The organism is Polyangium spumosum (genome assembly GCF_009649845.1).
GTDB classification, from domain to species: Bacteria; Myxococcota_A; Polyangia; order Polyangiales; family Polyangiaceae; genus Polyangium; species Polyangium spumosum.
Map to the genome: position 1 here is coordinate 353,798 of NZ_WJIE01000001.1, position 25,114 is coordinate 378,911.

The following is a 25,114-nucleotide window of genomic DNA, read 5'->3' on the forward strand; positions in this document are numbered from 1 at the left end:
CGCTCGCCCCCGCGCTTTTGTGCCCCTCGTGGGCGATTCCGCTGCTTCCTCTTGAGCGGCGAGCGGCGATCGTGACACCCTCCCCTGCGCGGTAGCCTTCGCTCCCCTTTTCCCTCGCGGTCCCTCTGCCGCGGACGCATCCGAGAGGATCCTCGTTCGTGCTTCATAATCGAGATCTCAAGCCCGGCGTCACGCTAGGACGCTACGAGATCCTCATGCCCGTGGCGCAGGGCGGGATGGCCGCCGTGTGGGCCGCGCGCATGGTCGGCTCGCGCGGCTTCCAGAAGCTCGTCGCCATCAAGACGATGCTGCCGGGCCTCTCGGAAGATCCCGAGTTCGAGGCGATGTTCCTCGACGAGGCGCGGCTCGCGTCGCGCATCCGGCACCCGCACGTCGCCGAGATCCTCGACCTCGGCGACGAGAACGGCGTGCTCTACATCGTGATGGAGTGGATCAACGGAGAGTCGCTCTTCGTGATCAACCGCGCGGCCAAGGAGCAGGGCGGCTTTCCCCTCCCCTTGCTCCTGCGCATCCTCTCGAGCGCCTGCGCGGGCCTGAACGCCGCGCACGAGATGCGCGACGACGAGGGCCAACCGCTCGGCCTCGTGCACCGCGACGTGAACCCCGCGAACGTCATGGTCTCGTACGACGGCATCGTGAAGATCGTCGACTTCGGCGTCGCGAAGGCCACGGCGAACGTCACGATCACGCGCGTGCCCGGCATGATGAAGGGCAAAGCGCACTACATGTCGCCCGAGCAGATCCGCGGCGAGCGGCTCGATCGGCGCTCGGACATCTTCTCGCTCGGGATCCTCATGTACGTGATGATCACCGGGCGGCACCCGTTCAAGGCGAGCACGGACAAACAGACGATGGACAACATCGTCGGCAACGATCCCGTCCCGCTCCGCGAGCTCGTGCCCTCCGTGCGGCCGGACCTCGAGGCCGTGGTCATGCGCGCGCTCGCCAAGCGCGCCTCCGATCGCTGGATCGACTGCGCCGAGATGCAACGCGCGCTCGATCAGATCACGAACGCCATCGGCGCGGCCGTGACCGACGGCGACGTGGCTTCGTTCATGCGCAAGGTGATGGGCGAACGATCGTCGCAGCGGCGCGCCGAGATCGCCGCGTCGATCCAGGCTGCGGATGCGCGTGGGGTCGAGAGCAACGAGGTGCCTGCGTCGCGGCGGCGCGGCGGTCCTCCGTCGTCGCGTGGGGCTTCGCTCGAGGGCATCATCCCGGTCTCGCTCGACGGCGGGGGGGCTTCACCCGCGCCGCCGCCCGCGATCGTCGTCCCGAGCGTGCCCCCTCCCCCGGCTGCTGCGCCGACGGCGCTCGTCACGTCGAAGCGCAAGCGGTCCGTGTGGCCGTGGCTCGTGTTTTTGCTCTTCGTGTCGGTCGGGGGCGCGGCGGCTGCGCTTCGGCTCGGGCACTTGCCCATGGCCGAGCCGCTCGTCCCGCCTGCGCTTCGCTGGCTCCTGCCGCCTGCGAAGGTGGCGGCTGCGCCTGTTCCCGCTCCGACGGCGCCGGCGATCACGGCTGCGCCCTCTGCGAGCGCGGCTCCTCCTGCGAGCGCGGCTGCGCCGATCGACGACGCGGCCCTCGATGCAGGTGCGAGCGACGCGGCCCTCGATGCAGGTGCGAGCGACGCGGCCCTCGATGCGGATGCGAGCGACGCGGCCGCGCTCGACGCGGGCCTCGTGGACGGCGGCTCGCCGGGCTACAAATACCTCCCGCACAACGCTGGGGGTGGCTGGCAGCGCGTCGACGGCCTCTGGTATCCGCCTCCGTGGTGGAGGCCGCCGACGAAGGTGCCTGCGCCGACGGGCGGCAAAATCGACACCACCGACCCCTACGAATGACTCTCTTCGTCGACAGCGCGCTTGCGCGCTGTCGCCTTCGGTCCAGGCCGTGCCTGGTCCGGGGTGGAGGGGGCGGACAGCCCCCTCCTGGGGCGCGGGGCGATGCCCCGCCTCTCCCTCAGTACGTACCGGTCTGCTCGGGCAAACACACGCCCATCGCGCAGAGCAGCAGATCGATGTCTGCGCCTGCGCAGCTCACTTGCCGTGCGCAGTAATCATCGTATGCGCACAAACGATGGCATGACTGGTCCGAGCCCAGCGCGCGCACGTTCATCAGACATGCCCAACCGGCGGTCAGCCAGAGGCCCTCGCTGTTGTCGAAGAGGCAGACTTCCTTGCGCTCTTCCGGGTCGAAGACCTCGGCTGTGCAGGCGTCGCGCTCGATCTTCTCGCGCGCCTTGCCCATCGTGTTGAGCATGTACGTGAAGTCGCAGGCGCCGGCGGACGTCGTGTCGCGTGAGACGCGGTAGCGCAGCGCGGGGATGTCCAGCGAGCGCTGTCGTACGCCGCGGAGCATCGCGACGAACTGGTTGTTGCCGCCGTCTTCCTTCGGGGCTTCCTTCAGCGCGGCGAGGATTTGCTCGTTTTGCTGCTCGACGCCGGGGTCGTCTTTGTCGGTGTAGCCGAGGCGGATGTATTTCTCGGGCGTCTTCGACGTGCACGTCTTGGCGTGCTCCCAGAGCTTCTCGTTCACGATGGGCGGGCGCTTCGTCCCGTCGCGCTTGCATACGCCGATTGCGCCTGCGGGCACGGCGCCCGAGGCGCGGTCGGTTGGTTGTCCCGGCGGCTCCTGGATGAACTCCGTGGACGTGCAGCTCACGGCTCCCACGCTCACCACGAGCGCCGACATGGCGAGGGCGGCGACCCGATGCAACGCTCTCTTCGTTCCCACGAGCGCACGGTATCACCGTGGAGGGCCTGGACAGAAATCCTCGGTGACGAAAGGGCCCTGACGCCTCGCCAAGCCCTCGGATCTTTTGATTTTTCGGGTGGGTGAGCGGGAGCGGCCGAGGGCTCAGGCGCCCATGGCGGTCTGCTCGATGAGGTGATCGACGATGGCTTGCACGTTGCCGGTCTTGTTGAAGACGGCGAGCTGTTTGTCCGCGCTCGTCCCTTCCTTGAGGATGGCGCGGATGCGGTCGATATCGGCCTCGGACTTGAAGATCACCGCGGCTTCTTCGACGAAATCGAGCAGCTCGCCGATGAGCACGCGTACGGGTAGCTGCGCCTGCTTGCCGAAGTCGATGAGCTGGCCGTCGATGCCGTAGCGCAGCGCGCGCCACTTGTTCTCCTCGATGAGCTCGCGCGCGTACTCGCGGAAGCCCAGGTTCTTCCGGTAGAGCAGGTAGAGCTTGCCCATGAGCGCCTGGATGAGGGCCGTCAGCGCGACGGTGTCGTCGATGCGCGTCGTCATGTCGCAGATGCGCACCTCGACCGTGTCGAAGAATGGATGGGCGCGGACGTCCCACCAGATCTTCTTCGCGTTGTCGATGCAGCCCGTCTTCACGAGCAGTTCGACGTAGGACTGGAACTGCGCGTACGAGTCGAAGTGACCCGGGATGCCCGTGCGCGGGAAGCGCTTGAAGATCTCGCTGCGGATGCTCTTCAGGCCCGTGGCGCGGCCGAGCCAGAACGGCGAGCTCGTCGAGAGCGCGAGGAGGTGCGGCAGGAAGTAACGGACCTGGTTCGCGAGCGCCATCGCGACCTCCTTGTCCTTGATGCCGACGTGGACGTGGAGGCCGAAGATCAGGTTCGCGCGCGCGACGTCCTGCAGGTCCTCGACGATCACCTTGTAACGCTCGCCGTCGGTGATGTCTTGCTTCTTCCAGTCGCTGAACGGGTGCGTGCCGGCCGCGACGATCCGCAGGCCGTGCTTGCCCGCGAGGGCGCTGAGCTCGCCGCGGAGCTCGCAGATTTCCTGGCGGGCCTGCCGGATGTCGCGGCAGATGCCGGTGCCCGTCTCCACGACGGACTGGTGCATCTCGGGGCGCACGCGCTCGCGCAGGACCGAGTGTTTTCCCCCTTCGAGGAGCTGACTCACGTACGAGCGGAGCTCGCGCGTCTCGGGGTGGACGATCTGGAACTCCTCCTCGATGCCGAGCGTGAACTGACCGTCGAGCAGACCCTGGACCGTGGTGCTCATGAATCTCCCTCGATGATGAACGTGGGGACCGTTCCCGCCCCCGCATGAACGTTGCACATGTTCGTCGCGGATAACCTGCCCAGCATACCGCCGAGCTCGCCCCGGAACAGGATGGGATCGAGCTCGATGTGGCGCCGTGAGAAGTAGAGCTCGCCCGCCGCGCCGACCTCCGGGAACATCGACGTCGGGAGCGGAACGCGGAGCTGGAGAACGGACGGATCGACGAGCGCGAGCTTCAACGCTCGCTCCCACACGCTGCTCTCCACGTTCGCGCCGATCACCACGCCGCGACCGCCGACCTCGTCGTTCGGCTTGAGCACCAGGCGCGCGCGGTTGTCGCGAGCCCACGGGACGAGGTCGATCTCCGCGCCGTCGGGCCCCTCGGTCTTCATCTCCTCGACGCGCCTCGTCCACGGGATGACCTTCCGCACGGCGGCGGCTTCGTCCTTCGTGTAGAGCGCCGTCACGCGTGGATCGAAGAGCAGGGCGAAGAGGACCTTCTTGTCGAGGAGCTTGGCGCGGAAGCTGTTCACGACGCACACGACGCGCGCCTTGTACGCCTCGATGAGCGGGCGCACCTCGTCCTCGCGGCCGAGCAGCTCGCTCGTGAGGACGCGGCGGTAGACGAGATCGATCTCCTCGCCCTTCGCCGAGAGCTTGCCGTCGCGGTACTCGAGCTCGCGCGGATCGACGAAGCGGGCCGGGATGCCGTGCAGCCGGAAGCGCTCGCAGATCATGTCGAACTCGGTCCGCGTCGCGACCTCCTGCCAGTCGACGACCGCGACCTTGGGGACGTGCGTCCCGCCGAACTCGTGCCACGCGTCGAGGATCGAGCCGACGAGGGAGTTGCCCGCGTAGACGGGCGTGACGGGCGAGACGCGGGCGAACTCGCGCATCGGCTGGAAGGCTTCGAAGAGCTCGGTGAGCCTGTCGGCGTAGCTCGAGCCGAAGGCGCCCTCGGCGTTGAGCTCGACGAACGAGAGCTCGGGGCCCGAGAGGATCGCGTCGAGGCGCGTGACGACGCCGACGGACTCGAAGGCCGGGTTGTACGAGAAGAGCCTGCGCTCGCCGTCGGTCAGGCCCACGAGCTCGAGGAGCGCGGGGTCCGCGAGGACCTTGTCCTTCGCCTTGATGACGGCGCTACGGAAGTGCCGCAGCGCCCCGAGGAGCAGGTTGTGCTGGGCGCGGAGGACGAAGTTCGGGCGGAGGAAGGTGCAGAGGGGACGGCCTGCGAAGACGGCGCCTCGGGCCACCATGCGATCGAGGAGGGCGAGGTGATCCTCGCCTCCTCGATCCACGTAGGCCGTGAGCGCGTCGTGGTAGCGGTCGACGGCCGCGTCGAGCGCGGCGGTGAAGGGGTGCTTCGACGGCCGCTCGCGGAGCGTCACGTGCTTCTGTCCCACCGGATGGGGTCGACCTCGGCGGCCATCTTGCTCCAGGCGTAGCGGTCGCGGATCGTGCGGCCCTCCTTGGCGGCCTTGACGCAGAACTCGACCATCCAGTCGGTGACCGTGTCGAAGAAGCGCTGGCCGAGGTGCTCGATGTGCATGTCGGGCGCGGGGTTCGTGAAGTCGATGGCGTAGGGCACGCCGTCCTTGATGGCGAACTCGACCGAGTTCATGTCGTAGCCGAGCGCGTGGTTGAGGCGCAGGGCGTCGTTGACGATGCGGTCGTGCTGGTCCTGCGGGAGCCAGCGCTCCTGGTCGCGGAAGATGTACCGACCGCGGAGGCCCGTCGGGCCGATCTGCTTCGGGTCGTACTGGATCGTGAGCACGCGCTCGCGGCCGATGCAGATGCAGCGGGCGTAGTCGTCGAAGTCGATGAACTCCTGCAGGGTCATCACGTTGAGGTTCGAGTCGTTGTAGGCGCGGAGCAGCTCGGCCGGCGTACGCACGACGCTCACGTCCTTCCAGCCGCCGCCGTCGGCGGGCTTGAGGATCGCGGGGAACTTCACGTAGTCGACGATCGCCTCCCAGTTCAGGGGGTACTCGAGGTTGCGGAGCGAGCGGCTCTTGTCGATCGCGGGGATGTAGTCCTTCTGCGGGAGCATCACCGTGCGGGGCGTGGCGACGCCGAGGCGCGAGGCGAGCGAGTAGCCGAAGAACTTGTCGTCGGCGCTCCACCAGAAGGGATCGTTGATGACGTAGGCGCCGCCGAGGGCCGCGGCCTTGAGGTAGAAGCGGTAGTGCTTGACCTCCTGGCTGATGCGGTCGACGAGCACGCGGTACGGGGAGACGAAGCGCTCCGGCGTGCCTCCGATCTTCGCGAACTCCGCGTGGATGCCGGGGACCTTGTTGCACCGGTCGATGAACGCCTGGGGGAAGGACTGCTCCCAGCCAGCGAGAATGCCGATCCGCTCCGTCATGCGACTCTCCAATCCTCCTCGGGCCGCGCGACGCGGCCAGGGCGCACGAGATTTGCGTACGCCCGCGGCTCGACTCTAGCCCGATTGTCCGGGCAGGCGGAAGTTTGGCGTGGTGCGTTCCGCCCCAGAAAAATAATCCTTGACGGATGAGACCCCCCGAGTAGACTCCGCGGCCTCTCCGTCGGGGCGGGTAGCTCAGCGGTAGAGCGTTGGCCTTACAAGCCGATGGTCGCAGGTTCGACCCCTGTCCCGCCCACCCGGCTCGCTCCAACGAGCCGGACCGGGAAAGAAAAAAAGAAAACAGGGCTTGCAAAACGGAAACAAGGCTGGTAGATACCGGCGCCGTTCAGCAAGAACGAAACAGCGACGACGCAGTTGCCACATTGGGGTGGTAGTTAAGTCGGTTATAACGCCGGCCTGTCACGCCGGAGGCCGCGGGTTCGAGTCCCGTCCACCCCGCTCGACTGAATGCAGCAAACGAAACAGCCGATCCCGAAAGGGTTCGGCTGTTTCGCTTTTGTCTCCCCTCCCCCGGACACTCGACGCTCAGGACTCGGAGACGGCCCCGCCCTTCGAGACGTCGAACGAGAACGTCTTCGCGCCGCTCGTCAGGGTGACCTTGATCGTGTCCTCGTCGACGCGATCGAACGTCATCGAGAGCGAGCGCTCCTTGGGATCGGCGAGCCTGTAGGTCCCCGCCTGCGGCACGGGATCGGCCCAGCGGAACTGCACCCCTTCGATCGCGAGATCCCACGTCCCACCCTGGCTCGTCCACGACCGCGCGCCGTCGACCTGGAACCCCTCGACGAGCCCACCCTCGAGCGGCCGCTGCGTCCGATCCCCCGTCCCCTTGCCCGTCTTGCCGTCCGAGAGGCGCGTCCAGTCGAGCTCGTGCGCGACGTGCCGCGTCTCCTCGGCCGCGCTCCACGTGACCTCGGCCGTGCCGCTGACCTCCACGCGGCCGTTCGAAAGCTTCGTCCACGTATGGTTCACGACGACGTCGTCCATGTCGTTCTTCGTCACCGTGATCGCGTGCTTGCCGCTGTACGTGTTGCCCTTGTAGGTGCAGCTCCCGGGGTTCTTGCCGTACTCGACCTCGAGCGTCGCGCCCGTGAGGGTCACGGCCGCGCACGGGAGCTGCGAGGTCACGAAGTCGCGGATCTCTTGCGCCGCGGCCTCGGCGGCCTGACCGATGGTGAAGTCGGTGGTGATCTCGATGCTGCCCGCGGTGACGTTCTCCGCGTCGCCGGAGGTGCTGGCCTCCTGCACGGCTTGCAGCGCCTCGGCCGTCGTCATCTCGGCTTGCTTGCGGCAGGACGTGGTGGCGAGCGCGGCGGGGATCAAAAGGGCGATGGCGAGAGCGCGCGTGTGCATGCGAGTGCCTCCTCGATGGATGTCCGGGTGCATTCGACACGCGAAGAAGCGCGCAGGTAAAAACCAGACGAGCGCTCGAGCCGAAGGAAGAAGACCGGTTTTCCTTGACATGGCCCGGCCAAACCCTAGAGAGCAGTCTCACCCATGAAGATCGTGAGCTGGAACGTGAACGGGCTGCGCTCGGTCCTCGGCAAGGGTTTCTGCGACTGGCTCGCGAAGGAGCAGGCCGACATCGTGGGGATCCAGGAGGTACGCGCGCGCGAGGAGCAGCTCGGGCCGTGCCTCGCGTCGATCGGCGGCGGGTGGCTCTCGGCCTTCTCCGCGGCCGAGCGGCCGGGCTACAGCGGCGTGGGGCTCCTGTCGCGCCTGCCGGCGCATCGGATCACGACGTCGATGAAGGACACGTCGTTCGACGCCGAGGGGCGCGTGCAGATCGCGCGCTTCGGGCGGCTCACGCTGGCGAACGTGTACTTCCCGAACGGGAGCGGGCCGAACCGCGACAACAGCCGCATCCCGTTCAAGCTCGCGTTCTACCGGCGCCTCTTCGACGTGCTCGAGCCCGCGCGGCGCCGCGGCGAGCCGATCCTGGTGATGGGCGATTTCAACACGGCGCACCGCGAGATCGATCTCGCCCGGCCCAAGGAGAACGTGAAGACGAGCGGGTTCACGCCCGAGGAGCGCGAGGAGCTCGATCGGTGGATCCGCGCCGGCTACGTGGACACGTTCCGCGCATTCGAAAAGGGCCCCGGGCACTACTCGTGGTGGAGCCAGAGGTTCGGCGTGCGCGCGAAGAACGTGGGGTGGCGCATCGACTACGTGCTCGCGTCGGAAGGCGCAGCGAAGCACATGCGGCGCGCGTTCCTCTCGCCCCACGTGACGGGCAGCGATCACTGCCCCGTGGGCGTCGAGGTGGACGACGCGATCGTCGATTAGCCGCGCGCCGCGAGCGAGAACCAGCAAGCCGCGGCGAAGAGGTGCAGCGCAGAGCGCGGCGGCGTGCGCGTGCGACGCGTGGCTCGCTCGACCCAGGCGGTGATCGAGGCCGTCTCCGCGGGGACACGTGGCAAGATCGCCGGGCCTTCGGAGAGCCAGTCCTCGAGGTCCCGCTCATCGGCGAGCGTCGTGAGCGCGCCATCCACGAGGGCGCCGCTCCCGTCGACGTGGACACGGGCGAGCGTGAGCGACCCGTCGATCGGGCTCTCCACGGAGAGCACGGCCGTACGCGCGCCGTCCACGTCCGGATCGGAGGCGAACGCGAGGGCGCGCGGGCCCTCCTCCGCGGCAGCACGTCCCGACGAACGAAACACGCGGGCGAGGACGTCGGCCCAGCGCGCGCGCGAGGTGTCACTCGACGCCTCGTGCCAGAGCGACTCGCAGAGCCACAGGGCAGCCGCGCCGCCTTCCCCGACGATACGATCGACGGCCACGTCGCCGATGCCGAGGTCGTCGCGACGAACGAGGTCCTCGTAAAGGAAGGCCGCGGGGACCTTGGCTCGCTTGCGCAGGCGATCGATCTGCTCGAAGCGCGCGAGGCGGGACTCGCGCGGCTGGCGGGCGACCTTCTCGGTGATCTCGGGCAGGCGCGCGGGCGTCGCGGAGAGGCCCGCGATGACCACGAGGAGCTGCGCGTCGTTCATCGCGAGGAGCTCGGCCTGCGTGACGGATCGCGCGAGCTCCTGCGCGCGCCCGGGATCGACCGATCGCACGAGCGCGAGCGCGACGGCGCGACCCTCGATCGGCGCGCCCACGTCGAGCAACACGCGGGTGAGCGCAGGCAGATCCGAGGCCGTGAGGCCGACGAAGGAGAAGGCGCGTACGTAGATCGGGACCTCGCGCGGGAGCGCGCCGTGGGCCGCGAGGCGCGCGACGAGGTCCCTGCGGAGCTCGGCCGTCGAGATCTCCGCGAGGCGCTCGTAGAGCTCCTCGTCGGAGCGAGGTCGATGTCGGAACAGGCGTTCCGTTTCGTTCATGGCGCGCTCCCCTTCCCCTCCCCCGGACGTGACGGACGAGCGCGGCGAACGGCCCGCGTCACGACTCCAGGATCTTCTGCAGCGTAGCCTCGAGCTGGCGCGGATCGAAGCGCTTGGGCAGCACCGCTTGCACGCCCACCACGCGAGCCTCGGCCTCGAGCTCCGGCGTGATGTCGGAGGCGAGCAGGATGAACGGGACGTCCGCGAGGCGCGGGTTCTCCCGCATCGAATGGCAGAGCTCGAGCCCCGACATGCCCTGGAGCGTCCGCTGGCAGACGACCGCGTCGGGCACGGCGCCCCGCATCGCGGCCCGTGCCTCGTCCCCCGTCGAGGCCTCGATGACGTTGTACCGCTGGCCGAGGCTCGCGCGGACGAGGGCGCGCAACGTGCGCGACTCGTCGACGACGATGACACGAGGTTTCGCCGGACGAACCGTGGCGCGATCGCGGGCCTCGTGACGGTGGATCGGGAAGAGGCGCGTGATGGTCTCCATGAGCAGCTCGCTCGGCGGCGGCGAGGTGTGGAGGCGGAGGTTGGCGATGGCGTCGACGATCTCGAGGCCACGCGAGGGGCGGTTGTCCGGGTCGCGATCGAGCAGGCGCCTCACGATCTCGTCGAACTCGGGCGGGACCGCGCGGTTCTGGCTCGACGCAGGAGGCAGATCCTCGGTCGTGACGCGCTGGATGGTGTGCGCCTCGGTCTCGCCGGTGAACGCGCTCTTGCCGGTGAGCATCTCGAAGAGGACCACGCCGAACGAGAAGAGATCGGAGCGCGCGTCGAGGCGGCCGCGGAGGATGGTCTCGGGCGCCATGTACGCGAATTTGCCCTTCAGCGTGCCGGCGCCGCCTTGCGTGGGCGAGAGCCGCTCGCGCGCGCGGGCGATGCCGAAGTCGGCGAGCTTCACGACGCCCTCGCGCGAGAGCAGGATGTTCGACGGGCTCACGTCGCGATGGACGATGAGCAAGGGCCTCCCGTCCTCGCCGAGCTTGTGGTGCGCGTAGTCGAGGCCGCGCGCGGTCTCGACGGCGATGTGCGCGACCTCCGGGATGCTGAGGCGCTCGCCGCGCTTGCGGAGCTCGTAGAGCGTGGCGCCGAGGCTCGGGCCGTCGACGTACTCGAGCACGAGGTAGTGCTGGCCCCCCTCCTCGGCGAACTCGACGACCTGCACGATGTTGCCGTGGTGAAGGCGCGACGTGATGCGCGCCTCGTCCCGGAACATCGCGATGAACTCGCTGTTCGACGCGTACTGCGGCAGCACGCGCTTGACGACGACCTCCTTGATGAAGCCGTCGGTCCCCGCGAGGCGACCGAGGAGCACCTCGGCCATGCCGCCATAGGCGAGCCTGCGAATGATCTGATACTTCCCGAGCCGCTCCGGGAGCTCCGGCTCCTGCATCGGGGGAACCATACCAGTTCTTGGCTCCTTCAATGACGCGAGCGCGCCGGTGCCCGGACGCGCTCGGCGATTTCGGGGCCGAGCTCGTCGAGAGAGAGCACGGCGTCCGCGTATCCACGAGAAATCGCGGCGCCAGGCATGCCGCTCACGACGCAGGAGTCCGGCGACTGGACGAGCACACTTCCGCCGGCCGCTTTGAGCGCGCGCAGGCCCTCGACGCCGTCGCTGCCCATCCCCGTGAGCATCACGCCGAGCGCGCCGTCGCCGAAATGACGCGCGAGCGACTCGAAGAGCGGCGTGCCCGAAGGTCGGTGGTTGCCGACGGGCGGGCCCTCGATGACGCCGATCGTGAGAGGCGACTGCGCGACGAGGTGCTTGCCTTCCGGGGCGAGCGCGATGACCCCACCGCGCAAGGGCATGCCGTGCGTGGCGAGGCGAACGGGGAGCTGCGTGACCTCCGCGAGCCACTCGGCGAGCGCCTCGTCGAAGCCCGCGAGCACGTGCTGAACGATGAGGATCGGGACCGAAGAGACGACCCCCGCGAGGCCCGGCAAGAGCGCGGCGATGGCCGCAGGGCCGCCCGTGGAGGCGCAGATGCCGATGGCCGTGGCGCGGTTGAAGGAGCGGAGGCTCGAGCCGCGTCGCGAGCGGACCGAACGTGGACCGTCGGCCCAGCGGCGGACCACGGGGATCTCGGCGAGCATCTTGATCTTGTCGCGCAACGCGACGGCCTGCGGGCCCATGGGATCCCCCCAGGCGGGCCGCGCGATCACGTCGAGCGCGCCGGCCTCGGTGGCCGCGAAGATCTGCGCGGCGGGGCGGCTGCCCTGCTGATCGGAGACGATGACGACGCGGGTCGGCGCGAGGGCCATGATGCGGCGGGTGGCCGCGACGCCGTCGAGGCCGGGCATCATCGCGTCGAGGAGGATGATCTGCGGGTTTTCGCGCACGGCGAGGTCGACGGCGCCCTGGCCGTCGCGGGCCATGCCGACGACGTCGATCTCGGGATCGGCCTTGAGGACACGCGCGAGGAGCGTGCGGCCGACCTCGGTGTCATCGGCGATGACCACGCGGATCACGGGGCGCGCGCGGCGACTCGAAGGGACGACGGGCGCAGACGGGACGGTGAGCGCGAGGATCATGGAGACCCGCGCGGCGAGCTGCGTGCCGTCGACGGGCTTCGGGAAGAAGGCGTCGACGTACCCCGTGGCCAGGAGATCCCGCTCGCGCAGCTCCTTGTTCGCGCTGATGAGGATGATCTTCGGCGCGAGCGTGCCTCCCCGCTCCTTCACGCGACGCGAGAGCTCGAGCCCGTTCATGTTGGGCATCGCGTAGTCGGTGATGACGAGATCGAAGGGCTGGCTCGCGCTGCCGATGCGCGCGAGCGCGTCCTCCCCGTTGCTCGCGACCTCGAGATCGAGCGCGAGTCCGGCGAGGTGCGCGCGCACGATGTCGCGCATCACGACCGAGTCGTCGACGATGAGAACGCGTGCCATCAAGCCCTCCCCACGAGCTCGTTCACGGTCTTCACGAACACCTCGTGATCGAACTCGCTCTTCACGATGTAGGCGTCGGCGCCGACGGCGAGACCGGCGCGGCGATCATCGTCGGAGCCGAGCGACGTGACCAGCACGACCGGGAGCCTGCGGAGCCGCTCGTTCTGCCGGATGTTGGCGCAGAGGTCGAGGCCGGACATCTCGGGCATCGAGACGTCGCTCACGACGATGTCGAACGTCTCGAGCTCGAGCGCAGAGAGCGCCTCGTTGCCATCGGCGACCGCGACGACGTCGAAGCCGGCGACCTCGAGCACCGATCGCTCCAGCGCGCGGGTGGTGAATGAATCGTCGACCAAAAGGAGCCTCGGCTTGGGGCGGTTTTCGACCCTCGGCAGCAGCGCCCGGAAGCGGTCGGCGTCGCGTCCGGAGGCCGAGCGGAGGAGATCGATGGGATTTAACATGAGCACGACGCGGCCGTCCCCCAGGATGGTCGCGCCGGCGATGTTTCGTACGCGAACGAGCGGCGGTTCGAGGTTTTTCGCCAGGACCGTTTGATCACTGACGATCTCCCGGACCGCGAGCGCGCAGCGAGTCTCGCCGATGCCGATGACGAGCACCGGGATCCGCTCGGGCGGCGGAGGCAACTCGACCGGGAGGCCGAGGAGCGTCGCCAGCGGGACGAGCGCGATCGGCCGGCCATCAACGACGATCGCGTGGGTGCGCTCGACCTCCAGCACGTCCGACGCGCTGATCCGCAAGATGCGCTGGATCGAGGAGATCGGCATGGCGAACTGCTCCTCGCCGACGCGCAGGAGCAACGAATGAACGACGTAGATCGTGAGGGGCAGGACGATGACGAAGGAGGTGCCCACGCCCTGCCGCGACTCGACGGTGACGGTGCCGTGGAGCCGCTCGATGTTGGTGCGGACCGCGTCGAGGCCGACGCCCCTGCCCGAGAGCTCGCCGACCTCGGATCGCGTGGTGAGGCCCGGCGCGAAGAGCAGCTCGAGGACACGATGCTCGGGCATCTCCGCCGCCTCGAGCTGGCTCGCGAGGCCCGAGGCGATCGCCGCGCGACGCACGCCGGCGATGTCCACGCCGGGGCCGTCGTCGCTCACCGTGATGGTGACGACGTCGCCGCGATGCTCGGCGCGGATGCGGATCGTGCCGCGTGAAGGTTTGCCCGCGGCCGAGCGGACGGACGGGTGCTCGCAGCCGTGATCGATCGCGTTGCGCAGGAGGTGGTAGAGCGGATCGCGCAGCTCCTCGAGGACCTTCTTGTCGAGCTCGAGCTCGGCGCCGGTGATGACGAGGTCGACCATCTTGCCGCTCTCGCGCGCCATGTTGCGGACCGCGCGCGGCAAGGGCTCGAGCACGCTCGCGAGGGGGAAGGTCTGGATGCGGCGGATGTCCTCCTGGAGCTGGCCCGAGAGGATCGTCGACTGGAGCGCGTCGGCCTCGAAGGCGCGCACGATCTCGCGCAGCCTGCGCACGAGCAGGCGCTCGTGCTCGAGGTCCTCGTTCTGGACCTCGACGAGCCGCTCGGACCAGCCCTCGAGCTTGGCCGGTGCCTCGTCGCGGACCATCGCGCGGATCGCAGTCTGCGCCTTGAGGCGCTCCTCCTCCGCAGAGAGGACGGCGCGCAGCTCGGCGAGGCGCTGATCGGTCCTCACGCGCGCGGCCAGCAACTCGCCGACCTGCGCCATGAGCGCCGAGAGTTTTTTCATCGAGACGCGCAGCGTCTCTTCGCTGCTCGCGCGGAGCGGCGTGGCGCTCTGGATACGCGGCAGTTGCCCCGTCGGGCTCGGGCTGCGCTCTCCGCCGGCCATCGAGCGGGCCGCCGAGACGGCGACACCCGCCGAGGTGCCGGGCGCGCCAGCCGAGGTGCCGGGCGCGCTTCCGCTCGAGGTGCCGGGCGCGCTGCCCGAGGGTCCGGACGTGAACGCAGGCGCGGGCGGCGGCGTGAGCCCGCCCTGGAGGGGCATCTCCCCGCGCGCCACGTACCCCGTCGGCGCGCCGTACGGGACCGCCGCGGGCGGGCTGAACCCGGCCGGCGGCGGCGCGAAGCCCGCGGGGAGCGGCGTATCGGCGTAATGCGGCGGCGCGAGGGGCACGCTCGCCTGCGGGTGCGGGGGCGGCTCGCTGTGCTTGGTCTTCGGCTCGCTGTAGCCCGCGCTCACGTTGCGCGACGGCGCGGAGCCCTCGGCCATCCGGTGCTGCCGCAGGATGGACTGCGGGCTCCTGGATCGCGTGGCGACCGTGATGCCGTCGGCCGGCCGCACGACGGGCGGCGGTGGAGGGGCAGGCAGGGGCAGGCCCGGCGAGGGCTTCGAGATGGAGAGCACGGCTTCGAGCCCCTCGATCGCTTCCATGATGACCGGATCCGCATCCGGGCTCGGATCCACGCGCAGCGCGTGGTGCACGGTCGAGAGGCCCGCGTTCAGCGTGTCGAAGACCTCGGGCGCGCGCTCGTGGTCCATGGCGCGCAGCGAGGCGAGGACCGACTCGATCGCGTGCGCGAGGCGCGCGGTGTGGCCGAAGCCGAGCGAGCTCGCGGCGCCCTTCATGTTGTGCGCCTGCCGGAAGGCCTCGTCGATGAGCTGCTCGCGCGCGCTGCCCTCGGCGCCGCGCTCCACGAGGAGCAGCGCCGTCCCGATGCGCTCGACCTGCTCGACGGCCTCGTTGCGGAGGGTCTCGCAGAGGGCCTCGAACGCCGCGTCGTCGAGGGCCATCAGCCGCGCTCCTCGACCCGCAAGGAGCGGTCGGAGAGGAGCGATCCGAGATCGAGGACGACGGTGCGATCCTCGAGCACGCCCAGCGTGTGACGCTGGACCAGCGGGGGGAACGTGGGCATGGCCTTGGCGATCGTGCGGCGGTTGACGTCGATGATGTTGTGCAGCGCGTCCGCCGCGACCGCGCAGACGACCTCTGCGTTGGACGCCATGACGAGGTGCTCGGCGTCCGTCTCGGAGCGCGCGTCGGGCGTGAAGAGCAGCGGCAGATCGACGACGGCGACGATACGACCGCGGCGCGCCGCGACGCCGAGAAAATACGCCGGCACGCCGGGGACACGCGTGATCCGGCTCATCGGCCCGACCTCGTCGACGGACTCGAGCTGCACCGCGTACCGCCGCCCGCTCCGCTCGAAGACGATGCAGCTTATCGAGTCGGGCGCGCGATCGAGGCGCGTCGGCTCGCGCGCGATGCGTCGGGTACGTTCGGCGAGGATGCGCGGGTGGACCTCACGCTCGCCGCTCTTGCCCTCGCGCAACTTCTCCTCGAGCTCGGCGAGCGAGGTGCGCAGCTTCTCGTAGACGCTCTCTTCCCGGGCGCTCATTGGATCTCGGTGTCTCGAAACAGCCGGAGCAACCGGCCCACGGTCATGCCGTCCCATCCCTCGATCGGCGCGTCGACGCTCCTGCCACGCGCGACCGTGAAGGCGCGCAGGCGTGCGGCGTGGCGTTCGACGAGATCGGGGCGGCCGAGGCGGAGCCCAGCGACGGCCGCGCCCGCGTGAGCGAGCATCATCGAGGGATCGAGGTACACGCAGCGGCGGAAGGCGTCGAGCGCTGCTTCGAAGCCGCCGAGCTCGACCAGGAGCAGCCCCTCGAGCAGGTGCGCGCGGGGCTCCTCGGGCTCCTCTTCGAGCAGCGCCTCGAGCTCCTCGAGGGCGGCCTGCAGATCCCCAGCGTCGGCGCGGGCGAAGGCGCTCGCGAGCGAGGGCGCGTCCTCCGGCGCAGGCTCGGGTGAGGCGGCAGGCGGCGTCGCGAACGCCGGAGGCTCGGCCGCGCCCTGCGCACGGAGCGCGGGCAAGGGCGGGATCGAGAGGCCCGCGTACCGTCGCCCGCGTGGCGAGGAAGGTGGCACGGACACGGGCCCGAAGCGCTCGTGGATCACCACCTCGCCGACGTGCACGGAGCGGCATCCGGGCACGTCGCCCGCGTGATCCACGGGGCCGAACATCAGGACGCCGCCCGGCGCGAGCGCGGCCGCGAGCGAGGCGATCACCTCGGGCCGCGCCTCGGGCTCCAGGTAGTAGAGGACGTTCTGGCAGAGGATGAGGTCGAAGCCCTGCGGGAAGACGTCGACGAGCGGGCCTTCGGTGAGCCCGAAGCGGCGGAAACGCACGAGGCGGCGCACGTCCTCGGAGAGGTGGAAGGTGTCGCCCTCGGTGCGGAAGTAGAGGCGGCGCGCGACCTCGGGCACGTCGCGGAGCGACCAGGCCGAGTACCGCGCGGCTTCGGCCTTCTGCAGAGCGCGCGCGTTGATGTCGATGCCGGTGACCTCGATCCGGAACGCGTCGTTCACGGCGGCCTCGCGCAGCACGATGGCGAGCGAGTAGGCCTCTTCGCCCGTGGCGCAGCCAGCCGAGAGCGCGGTGATCATGCGAGCGCCACGCCGCTTGTGCACGAGCGCGGGGGCGATCTCGTTGCGGAGCGCCTCGAACTGCGGAGGGCCGCGGAAGAAATGGGTCTCGCCGACCGTGAGCTCCGCGATGAAGTGCTCGAGCTCGGCCGTGTCGTGCGCGAGGATCACGTGCTCGAGGTAGGTGTCCGCGGTGGCGCCGCGCTCGGCGGCGCGACGCTCGGCCACGCGCTCGATGATCTCCAGGTTGCGAGGTCGCATCTGCAGGCGCGTCCGCGTGCGGACCAGATCGCCGAGGCGACGCACGACCCCCGGATCCGGGGCGCGCGGGCCCTCAGCTCGAGCCATGGTAGGCGTCCTCCGGACCGAGCACGAGCACGAGATCGTCCTCGATACGCACGACGCCCGGCGAACGTACCCCGCCGATCTCCCCCGGCTTCTCGATCGCGTCCTCCTGCACCGTCACCACGTCCCGGACCTCGTCGACCGCGAGCCCGAGGAGTTTTCCATTCGGGCCACGGACGATGACGAGGTGCTGGTAGAACGGCAGCGGCTTCTTCTGCGAGAGCCGCGGGCGGAGATCGATCACCGGCACCACGCGGCCGCGCAGGTTGATCACGCCGAGCACCTCGGAAGGCGCGTCGGGCACGTGATCGAGCTGCACACGCGGGATGATCTCGACCACGTGCTCGCACGAGATCGCGCACGGGCGGCCGCCCATCCGCGTGAGGACGAGGTTCGTCACCCCGCCGTCCAAGCTCAAGCCTCCGTGCCGTGGTCTTGGACCCGGATCGGCTCCGTCAACCGGCTCAGCCGATCGAGCGCCGCCTCGGCCTGCTCCACGCTGAGCTTCGTCTCCTGCGTGGCCATGTTGATCTGCTTCATGCCCTGGGCGATCTGCTCGAGGCCGAGGCTCTGCTGCCGCATCGCCCCCGTGATCTGTCGGGCCGCGCGGGTCGTCTGGTTGATCACGTAGACGAGCTGCCCGAGGCGCTCGCCGATGCGGCGCACCTTCGAGCTGCCCTCGGTCGCGGCCTTCGAGCCCTCCTCCGTGACCATCGCCGCGCTGTGGCTCGCCTTCTGGATCTCGCCGAGGATCGAGCGCACCTGCTGCGTCGCTTGCTTCGACTGCTCGGCGAGCGTCCGGATCTCGAGGGCGACGACGGCGAACCCGCGCCCGTGCTCGCCGGCCTTCGCGGCCTCGATCGACGCGTTCAGCGCGAGCAGCTTGCTCTGCTCGGCGATCTCGTTGACGCTGCTGATGATCTCGCCGATCTGCTGCGTGCGCTCGGTCAGATCGAGGATCTTGGCCGCGATGAGCTCGACCTGCTGGCGCAGGCGATCGATGCCCTCGATCGCGGCGACGACGTCGCGCTGGCCATCCTGGGAGATCTGCTCCGATTGCTCGGCGATCTGGATGATCCCTTCGGCCTTCTCGACGTTCTGGATCCCGACCTCGTTGAGCTCCTCGATGGTCGTCGTGATGTCGTTGACCATCGCGGCTTGCTGGCTGCCGCTCGCGGCCTGCTGGCGCGTGCTCGCGAGCAGCTCCGCCAAGGTGCCCGCGACCTGATGGCCGATCGTGCGCATCCGCGTCGCGGCGGTGACCCCGCGTCCGGCCTTCCGGTTCGACTCGACGAGCGTGGAGAGCGCCGCGTGCAGGCGCGCCGCGCGGGGCTCGTCGGACGGCGGGGCCGCGAGGTCGCGCCCGTCGTCGCCGCGCGCGATGGCCTCGACGTCCGCGACGATGCGATCGAGGTAGACGTCGATCTTGCGCCGCGTGACCGCGCGGCGGGCCGCAGGATCGCGCTCTTTTTGCTCGTTCGATTCCGTCTTGTCAGCCACTTGCTCTCCGCTTCTCAGCTTCGGATCGGTCGCCCCGTTTTTCAACCCGGAAAGTCGAACCGTCAATCGGGCAGGATCGCGACGACGGAGGTCGAGTTGTGCCACCCGGACTGCTGTCCCGGCGTGAGCGCGATTTCGCCGTACGTCTCCCAGCCGATCAGCGGCACGTCCTGGCCCACCACCGAGCGGAACGCGTCGACCTGACGTTTGTACTGCTCGCCGAGGAAGATCCGGCGGCAAATGCAGTCGAAGACCAGGACCGCGCCCGGCTTGCCGCCCGCGAGGTTCGCGAGCGCGCTGCGCGCCGCGTGCTCCGCCGCCGAGACGAGCTTCTCCTCGCTGCCCCGCATGATCGTGACGCTCGCGCCCACCGGCACCTCGGAGGCCATCACGATCGAGCCGTCCTCGTTCGCGGTGAGCGGCGCCCGGATCTTGTACTCGCCGCTCGACGTGAGCATGCCGAGCTCGTGCGTGATCATGAACGCGTCGCGGGTCGCCGGCGTGATCGGCTCGCCGATCCCCGCCGCGAACCGCTCGTAGGCCAAGAGCGCCGGGCGGCCGTCGATCTCGTGGATCACGTTCCCCGCGGCGCGCGTCACGATCATGCTCGGGCACGCGGGCGAGAGGCCGTGGCGCACGCCGATGCCGATCGGCGTCCTCGAGAACGCGTACACCACGACGAGCGCGTCCGTGTGGTGCCGATCGTCGAGGAACACGTCGGTCCGCGCGAACTTCGCGTCGTCCGCCGCGGCGCCGCCGACGACCTGCGCGAGCATGCCCGCGGACGCGTGCACGCCCTCCACGATGTCCTCGCCCTGCCCGGCGAGCCCGTCGCTCAGCACGATACACGTCGCGTGCGGGAAGCCGGCCGCGCGCGCGGCGCGGTGCTCCGCCGCGAACGCCTTGAGCGCCTCGAGGGTCGCGCCGTGCCGCTGGCCCTTGAGGTTCCGGCCGAAGCCCACGCGGAAGCGGATCGCGTCGCTCTTGATCGCCATCACGGCGACCGAGCCGTGCCCGACGTGCGCGCTCGTGAACTCGCCCGCGGTCGAGCAGCCGACGAGCGGCACCGGGCCCGTGATCTTCCGGATCGCGGGCAGGAGCTTGCCGTAGTCGTGGTTCGTCGACGCGAACACGAAGACGATGTCCGCCTCGCCTCCGCCGAGCGCGCGCAGCGCCTCTTGCGCGGCCGCGGTCCCCGCGTCTGTGGAGGACGATTCGTTCGAGAAACCGACACCCGCCCTTGTCGCCATGTGCGCCTCCCGTCGATCGACGAGCGCCCACGGTGCCCGACCTCGGGCCCCTCCGTCAACCGCCGCCCGGGCGGTCGTCGGGATGCGAGCCACGCCTCGCGAGCACCTACCTATCGGTCTTCGCGCGGGGCGCATGGATGATCGATGTACCCTGCGCCACCGGCTCGATGCGAGCCTGGATCCACGCTTCGGGCTCGAACGGTGTGCCCGTTTTTTTTTGCGTACCAAAAACTCGCATCGATTGCGATCCAGGGGCAATCTTCGGTAGCATGCTTTGCAGTGGGGGTGCGTACTGGAGCACGCACGCCCTCATCCGATCCGGCTCTCCAGCGAGGTGAATGTCGACCATGGAGGGGTCCAGCGTCACGAAGGGGCCCGAGGCCAATACCCTCGGCAAATACAGGCTCATCGCCGAGCTCGGCCATGGCGGTATGGCCGAGGTCTACCTGGCCGTCGTGCAGGGACCTGCAGGGTTCAACAAGCTCTGCGTGATCAAGCAGATCCGCCCGCAGCTCGCGACGGATCCCGAGTTCCTCGGCATGTTCCTCGATGAAGCGCGGCTCGCGGCGCGGCTGTCCCACCCGAACGTCGTGCAGACGAACGAGGTCGGTCAGGAGGGCGATCGGTACTTCATCGCGATGGAGTACCTCGAAGGCCAGCCGCTCAACCGCATCCTGCACCGGATCGGCCGCGACGGCGGGCTCACGCTCGCGATGCACCTGCGCATCATCGTCGACATGCTCTCCGGCCTGCACCACGCGCACGAGCTGACCGATTTCGATGGCACGCCGCTCAACGTCGTGCATCGCGACGTCACGCCGCACAACGTGTTCGTCACGTACGACGGGCAGGTCAAGGTCGTCGACTTCGGCATCGCGAAGGCGATGAACTCGTCGGCCGAGACGCGCCTCGGCGTGGTGAAGGGCAAAGTCGCGTACATGGCGCCCGAGCAGGCGCGCGGCGAGCGCGTCGACAGGCGCGCGGACATCTTCTCCGCGGGCGTGATGCTCTGGGAGGCCGCGACGGGCCGGCGCCTCTGGAAGGGCATCCCCGATCTCACGGTCCTGCATCGCCTCATCAACGGCGACATCCCCGCGCCGAGTTCGGTCGATCCGAACGTGCCCGAGGGCCTCGAGAAGATCGTGATGAAGGCGCTCGCGCTGCGCCGCGAGGACAGGTACGCGACCTCGACGGATCTCGCGACCGCGCTCGAGGAGCTGCTCGATGAGATGGGCGACAAGAGCTCGCTGCGCGAGGTCGGCAAGCTCGTCGCGAAGCACTTCGACGAGAACCGCTCGAAGATCAGGCAGATCGTCGAGGCGCAGCTCAAGGCCGCGAAGTCGCTGGCGACGACGGAGTTCCAGTCGATCAACCTGCCGCACCTCGACGGCAGCGCGGCGTCGGGCCCGATGTCGGTCGATCGGACGGGCGCGCGCGAGGCGATGTCGAGCCAGGATCTCTCCTCGCCCGGCACGCGGCGCACGAACGGCGTCTCGTCGCCCACCTCGCTCACGGCCTCGACGGCGGCCGCGACGAACACGGGCTCGCAGGCCGCCGCGGGATCGAAGCGCGGGCTGTTCGGCGCGGTCGCGCTCATCGGCGTGGCCGCGGTAGGCGTGGGCGTCTGGTTCATGACGCAAAAGCCCCCGCCCGCGCCGCCGCCCCAGGCGACGGTCGCGCCGGTCTCGAGCGAAGTCGAAGTCACGATCACCGTCACGCCACCCTCCGCGAAGATCTTCCTCGACGGCAAGGAGCTCGCGACGAACCCGTACGCCGGCAAGTTTCCCCGCGAGGACAAGACGCATATCATCAAGGCAGAGGCCACCGGTTTCACCGCGCGCAGCCGCGACGTGACGTTCGACAAGAACCGCACGATCGAGATGGTCCTCGAGCAGCAAGCCGCGACGCCCCTGGCGACGACGACGCCCCCCGCGGACACCGCGAAGGAAAAAACCAAGGTCATCTTCGTTCCGCAGCCGCCCCCGACCGCCGAAGATCCGATGAAGGCCGGCGGCACCAAGAAGACGAACCGCACCGTCGACCCGAACAACCCGTACCAGTGATGAAGAAATCCCGACGCATCGCCCTCGCGGTCGCCCTCTCGCTCCCCGTCATCCCCCTCGTCGTGTCGGCCCAGCAGCCCGCAGGCGGGGCCCCCACCCCGGCCCCCGCAGAGAAGCAGGCCGAGCCCACGAAGGAAGCCAAGGAAGAAGCGTCGCGGCGCTTCAAGCGTGGCATCGAGCTCTTCGGCGAAGGCGACTACCGCGCCGCGCTCGTCGAGTTCCGCCGCGCCAACGAGCTCGCCCCGAATTACAACGTCCTCTACAACATCGGGAACGTCTACTTCCAGCTTCAGGACTACGCGAACGCGCTCATCTCGTTCGAGAAGTACCTGGCCGCGGGCGGCGCCAACATCGATCCGAAGCGCCGCGCCGACGTGGAGAAGGACATCGAGAAGCTGCGCACCCGCGTCGCGCGCGTGGAGATCACGACGAGCGTCCCGGACGCCGACGTGACGATCGACGACGTGCCCGTCGGCAAGACGCCCTTCGCGAAGCCGATCCTCGTCAACCCCGGTCGCCACCGGATCGTGGCGACGAAAGAAGGGCGCACGAGCGCGTCGAAGCTCATCGAGGTCGCGAGCTTCGACTCCGAGCGGGTGACGCTCGACCTCGCCGAGATCACGAAGCCGACCGAGACCGGGACCGCCCCCACGGCGCTGCCCACGGCCACGGCGACGACGCCCGCGACGACGAGCACGGGGCCCGTGACCCCGCCGCCCCCGCCGCCCAAGTCGATCCCGTGGGCGGGATGGGGCGTGACGGGCGCGCTCGCGGTCGGCGCGATCGCCACGGGCGCGCTCGCGCTCTCGAAGAACAGCGAGCTCGCGGATCTGCGCACGCTCGAGGCCGGCGAGACGCCGCCGACGAAACAAGCGCTCGAGGACGCCGCGAGCTCGACGGGGACGATGGCGCTCGTGAGCGACATCTTCACGGGCGCAGCCGTCGTGGCCGGCGTCGTGACGCTGGTCTTCACCTTGCGTGATCCGGCGCCACCCGCGGGCACGGCGCCCGCGAAGACGGGCTTCGTCAAGCGCCTCGATCTCGGCGTGTCGCCGACGGGCGTGAACATCTCCGGCAGCTTCTGAGCGTCGCTCGCTGAAACACGAGAGGCCGCGGCGCCGCAGGGCATCGCGGCCTTTTTCGTGCCCGCTCGTCCGCGCGCGCGCCTTCGAAACGAAGACGCCGCCCCGGAGGACGGCGTCTCGTGCGCTTCAACGAGCTTCGTTCACTGACAGGCGGCGGCCGGCGTGCCCGCGAGCGCCTTCGTGTCGGCGTCGTAGTACTCGCCCGAGAGCTGATGCGCGGCCTTCCCGGTGCCGTCGTCCGCGAGGCAGAAGATCTGCACGTTCGCGGCGGGCTCACCCGTCGCCGAATCGAAGTTCAGCGGGCCGAAGGCGCCGCTGTAGTCGATCGACTCGTACGTCCCGTCGCTGAGCGCGTTCAGGGTCTTGCCGAGCGCACTCGAACCCGCGGGGATTTCGGCCTCCTCGGTAGCCGCGGACGACATCTTGGTCATGCCGACGGCGAGGTTCTGCCCGGAGAGCACCCCGTTCTTCACCGTGGCCGCGGCGTAAAAGAGCAGGTACGCCGCGTCGTACGCGCTGGCCGCGCCGAAGATCGAGGGATCCCCCTGCCCTTGCCCGAAGATCGAGCTGTACGAGAACCGGAACGATTTGTAGAGCGGATCGTCGTCCTGCGGCCCGGGGACGACGCCCGTCGTGCGCCTTCGCCAATCGGCGCGCGCCGTCGCGTTGCTCTCGGCGTTGACGGTGTCCGCAAGGGCGCCGGAGAAGTTCGCGTCGGAGAAGACGTAGCGGGGACGATAGGCCGCCGTGTTCCAACCGACCTCGATCGGCGCGAAGATCTCGGTGATCGCCTCGCCGGTCCCGAAGAGCAGGACGATGTGCGCGCCGGCCGTGATCGCGGCGCTCGTGGCCTCCCCGTATTTCGTCGGGTTGCCCATCACGTCGTCCGGATTGCCGTAATCGGACAGGATGTAATTGGCGCCGTTGTCGATCGCGGGCACGCCGTTGAAGACGAGGTTCTGCTGCAGCGCGTCCTTGAGGCCGGTCCCGTACGCGTCGCCCTTGTGGAGCACCGCGACCTTGATCTTGTCGCTCGCCTGCAAGGCGAGCTCGGCGCGGATCTCGTTTTCGAGCTGCGTCACGTATTTCGCGATGGCCTCGGCCTGGAAGTTGTCCGAGGGGACCGTGCGCCACACGAGGCCCGCGGGGGCGCCGGCGGGTTTGTCGGCGAGCTGGGTGATGGAGGGGCTCGTGCCCGAGGCGCTGATGAAGAGCACGCCCTTCGGGATGGTCACCTCCGTGGCCGTCTTGATGGCGATGCCGCTGAAGGCACCGCCGATGATCGCTTGCACGCCGACGTTGTCGATGAGGTGGTTGGCCGCCTCGACGCTCTTCTCCTCGAGGCCCTCGTCGCTGCAGCCGACCATCACGACTTCACGGACGCCCGTCTGGCCGGCCGGGTTCGGCAGGCCGTTCGCGGTCTTCTCGAGATCGTTGATGGCCAGCTTGATGCTGTTCTCCATCGAGATGCCGATCACGTCGTCGGGCGCGGGCGCCGTCGTCGGGTGGATCGAGCCGATCACGAAGGCGTTGTCGACGCGGTAATCTCCCTCGACGACCTGGCAGAGCGGCGAACGGATGGGCTTGCAGAGGCCGCTCTGCGCGCCGGGATCCTTGCGGCAGATGTCGGTCTCGTTCGCGCAATCGCTCGTCTTGGCGCACGTCACGCCGCTGCTCGCCACGCAGACGTTGCTCGCGTCGCACGTGTAGCCGCTCGGGCACGCCGTCTGCTCGTCGCATTGCTTCGTGCTCGTGTCGACGATGACGGAGCAGGAGGGCGTGGCCGCGACGATGCCGGACGCGAGCGCGAGCACGCCGAGGATGCCCCGTCGAAAAGAGTTCCGCTTCTGCACGTCACCGCTCCCGCCAAACAAGGAATCCATGATCTTGCCTCGATCCT

Annotated in this window: 19 protein-coding genes and 2 tRNA genes; 6 read left to right on the forward strand and 15 right to left on the reverse strand. The window is 69.3% G+C overall.

Annotated elements, in window-relative coordinates:
• Positions 1–158 precede the first annotated feature (158 nt).
• Positions 159–1,862: a protein kinase domain-containing protein gene (locus GF068_RS01515; RefSeq protein ID WP_153817503.1), complete on the forward strand. Its 1,704-nt coding sequence runs from the start codon at positions 159–161 to the stop codon at positions 1,860–1,862.
• Between the two features lie 118 nt (positions 1,863–1,980).
• Here the strand turns inward: GF068_RS01515 and GF068_RS01520 are convergent, their stop codons facing one another.
• The 4 genes from GF068_RS01520 to GF068_RS01535 form a co-directional block, all read right to left on the reverse strand.
• Positions 1,981–2,754, reverse strand: a complete 774-nt coding sequence (locus GF068_RS01520; protein ID WP_338046159.1) for a hypothetical protein — start codon at positions 2,752–2,754, stop codon at positions 1,981–1,983.
• A gap of 123 nt (positions 2,755–2,877) precedes the next feature.
• A complete protein-coding gene (locus GF068_RS01525) occupies positions 2,878–4,005 on the reverse strand; it encodes a carboxylate-amine ligase (protein WP_153817504.1) in 1,128 nt (375 codons plus the stop codon).
• Positions 4,002–5,408, reverse strand: coding sequence for a hypothetical protein (locus GF068_RS01530; RefSeq protein WP_153817505.1), 1,407 nt, complete (start codon positions 5,406–5,408; stop codon positions 4,002–4,004). The genes GF068_RS01525 and GF068_RS01530 overlap by 4 nt, the downstream gene beginning before the upstream one ends.
• On the reverse strand, positions 5,390–6,370 hold the full coding sequence (locus GF068_RS01535; RefSeq protein WP_153817506.1) for an ATP-grasp domain-containing protein: 981 nt from the start codon (positions 6,368–6,370) through the stop codon (positions 5,390–5,392). The genes GF068_RS01530 and GF068_RS01535 overlap by 19 nt, the downstream gene beginning before the upstream one ends.
• Positions 6,371–6,554: 184 nt before the next feature.
• Here GF068_RS01535 and GF068_RS01540 point away from each other — a divergent pair.
• Both GF068_RS01540 and GF068_RS01545 read left to right on the forward strand, forming a co-directional pair.
• Positions 6,555–6,626: transfer RNA gene (locus GF068_RS01540), tRNA-Val, on the forward strand.
• A gap of 129 nt (positions 6,627–6,755) precedes the next feature.
• Positions 6,756–6,829: transfer RNA gene (locus GF068_RS01545), tRNA-Asp, on the forward strand.
• A gap of 87 nt (positions 6,830–6,916) precedes the next feature.
• On the opposite strand, the gene GF068_RS01550 is transcribed toward GF068_RS01545, so the two are convergent.
• Complete coding sequence (locus GF068_RS01550; RefSeq protein WP_153817507.1) at positions 6,917–7,744, reverse strand: hypothetical protein; 828 nt, start codon at positions 7,742–7,744, stop codon at positions 6,917–6,919.
• Between the two features lie 144 nt (positions 7,745–7,888).
• Between GF068_RS01550 and GF068_RS01555 the strand changes: the two genes are divergently transcribed.
• A complete protein-coding gene (locus GF068_RS01555; protein WP_153817508.1) occupies positions 7,889–8,677 on the forward strand; it encodes an exodeoxyribonuclease III in 789 nt (262 codons plus the stop codon).
• Here the strand turns inward: GF068_RS01555 and GF068_RS01560 are convergent.
• The 9 genes from GF068_RS01560 to GF068_RS01600 form a co-directional block, all read right to left on the reverse strand.
• Positions 8,674–9,714, reverse strand: a complete 1,041-nt coding sequence (locus GF068_RS01560; protein WP_153817509.1) for a hypothetical protein — start codon at positions 9,712–9,714, stop codon at positions 8,674–8,676. The two genes, GF068_RS01555 and GF068_RS01560, sit on opposite strands and share 4 nt — an antisense overlap.
• A 58-nt stretch (positions 9,715–9,772) precedes the next feature.
• On the reverse strand, positions 9,773–11,110 hold the full coding sequence (locus tag GF068_RS01565; RefSeq protein WP_170319248.1) for a serine/threonine-protein kinase: 1,338 nt from the start codon (positions 11,108–11,110) through the stop codon (positions 9,773–9,775).
• A 29-nt stretch (positions 11,111–11,139) separates the two neighbouring features.
• On the reverse strand, positions 11,140–12,606 hold the full coding sequence (locus GF068_RS01570) for a chemotaxis protein CheB (RefSeq protein ID WP_153817511.1): 1,467 nt from the start codon (positions 12,604–12,606) through the stop codon (positions 11,140–11,142).
• Positions 12,606–15,338: a hybrid sensor histidine kinase/response regulator gene (locus tag GF068_RS01575; protein ID WP_153817512.1), complete on the reverse strand. Its 2,733-nt coding sequence runs from the start codon at positions 15,336–15,338 to the stop codon at positions 12,606–12,608. The genes GF068_RS01570 and GF068_RS01575 overlap by 1 nt, the downstream gene beginning before the upstream one ends.
• Positions 15,338–15,943: a chemotaxis protein CheW gene (locus GF068_RS01580; protein WP_170319249.1), complete on the reverse strand. Its 606-nt coding sequence runs from the start codon at positions 15,941–15,943 to the stop codon at positions 15,338–15,340. The genes GF068_RS01575 and GF068_RS01580 overlap by 1 nt, the downstream gene beginning before the upstream one ends.
• Positions 15,940–17,319: a CheR family methyltransferase gene (locus GF068_RS01585; protein WP_153817514.1), complete on the reverse strand. Its 1,380-nt coding sequence runs from the start codon at positions 17,317–17,319 to the stop codon at positions 15,940–15,942. Before GF068_RS01585 ends, GF068_RS01580 begins: the two co-directional genes overlap by 4 nt.
• Entirely contained in the window at positions 17,306–17,716 is a 411-nt protein-coding gene (locus GF068_RS01590; RefSeq protein WP_153817515.1) for a chemotaxis protein CheW, read from the reverse strand. Before GF068_RS01590 ends, GF068_RS01585 begins: the two co-directional genes overlap by 14 nt.
• Before the next feature lie 14 nt (positions 17,717–17,730).
• Positions 17,731–18,816, reverse strand: a complete 1,086-nt coding sequence (locus GF068_RS01595) for a methyl-accepting chemotaxis protein (protein WP_153817516.1) — start codon at positions 18,814–18,816, stop codon at positions 17,731–17,733.
• A 62-nt stretch (positions 18,817–18,878) separates the two neighbouring features.
• Positions 18,879–20,066 (reverse strand): FIST signal transduction protein, encoded by a 1,188-nt coding sequence (locus tag GF068_RS01600; protein ID WP_170319250.1) that lies wholly within the window; start codon positions 20,064–20,066, stop codon positions 18,879–18,881.
• A gap of 347 nt (positions 20,067–20,413) precedes the next feature.
• On the opposite strand from GF068_RS01600, the gene GF068_RS01605 reads away from it, so the two are divergent.
• Positions 20,414–22,129 carry a serine/threonine protein kinase gene (locus GF068_RS01605; RefSeq protein ID WP_170319251.1) on the forward strand — a complete coding sequence of 572 codons (1,716 nt, stop codon included), beginning with the start codon at positions 20,414–20,416 and terminating at the stop codon, positions 22,127–22,129.
• Positions 22,129–23,214 carry a PEGA domain-containing protein gene (locus tag GF068_RS01610; RefSeq protein ID WP_153817519.1) on the forward strand — a complete coding sequence of 362 codons (1,086 nt, stop codon included), beginning with the start codon at positions 22,129–22,131 and terminating at the stop codon, positions 23,212–23,214. The genes GF068_RS01605 and GF068_RS01610 overlap by 1 nt, the downstream gene beginning before the upstream one ends.
• Positions 23,215–23,354: 140 nt before the next feature.
• Here GF068_RS01610 and GF068_RS01615 read toward each other — a convergent pair whose 3' ends face one another.
• Positions 23,355–25,097, reverse strand: a complete 1,743-nt coding sequence (locus GF068_RS01615; protein WP_170319252.1) for an ABC transporter substrate-binding protein — start codon at positions 25,095–25,097, stop codon at positions 23,355–23,357.
• Between the last annotated feature and the right edge of the window lie 17 nt (positions 25,098–25,114).

Coding starts and splice junctions, on each gene's coding strand:
- GF068_RS01525 (WP_153817504.1), bottom strand. CDS start 4,005: ATGAGCACCACGGTCCAGGGTCTGCTCGACGGTCAGTTCACGCTCGGC.
- GF068_RS01535 (WP_153817506.1), bottom strand. CDS start 6,370: ATGACGGAGCGGATCGGCATTCTCGCTGGCTGGGAGCAGTCCTTCCCC.
- GF068_RS01550 (WP_153817507.1), bottom strand. CDS start 7,744: ATGCACACGCGCGCTCTCGCCATCGCCCTTTTGATCCCCGCCGCGCTC.
- GF068_RS01555 (WP_153817508.1), top strand. CDS start 7,889: ATGAAGATCGTGAGCTGGAACGTGAACGGGCTGCGCTCGGTCCTCGGC.
- GF068_RS01560 (WP_153817509.1), bottom strand. CDS start 9,714: ATGAACGAAACGGAACGCCTGTTCCGACATCGACCTCGCTCCGACGAG.
- GF068_RS01565 (WP_170319248.1), bottom strand. CDS start 11,110: ATGCAGGAGCCGGAGCTCCCGGAGCGGCTCGGGAAGTATCAGATCATT.
- GF068_RS01570 (WP_153817511.1), bottom strand. CDS start 12,606: ATGGCACGCGTTCTCATCGTCGACGACTCGGTCGTGATGCGCGACATC.
- GF068_RS01575 (WP_153817512.1), bottom strand. CDS start 15,338: ATGGCCCTCGACGACGCGGCGTTCGAGGCCCTCTGCGAGACCCTCCGC.
- GF068_RS01580 (WP_170319249.1), bottom strand. CDS start 15,943: ATGAGCGCCCGGGAAGAGAGCGTCTACGAGAAGCTGCGCACCTCGCTC.
- GF068_RS01585 (WP_153817514.1), bottom strand. CDS start 17,319: ATGGCTCGAGCTGAGGGCCCGCGCGCCCCGGATCCGGGGGTCGTGCGT.
- GF068_RS01600 (WP_170319250.1), bottom strand. CDS start 20,066: ATGGCGACAAGGGCGGGTGTCGGTTTCTCGAACGAATCGTCCTCCACA.
- GF068_RS01605 (WP_170319251.1), top strand. CDS start 20,414: ATGGAGGGGTCCAGCGTCACGAAGGGGCCCGAGGCCAATACCCTCGGC.
- GF068_RS01610 (WP_153817519.1), top strand. CDS start 22,129: ATGAAGAAATCCCGACGCATCGCCCTCGCGGTCGCCCTCTCGCTCCCC.
- GF068_RS01615 (WP_170319252.1), bottom strand. CDS start 25,097: ATGGATTCCTTGTTTGGCGGGAGCGGTGACGTGCAGAAGCGGAACTCT.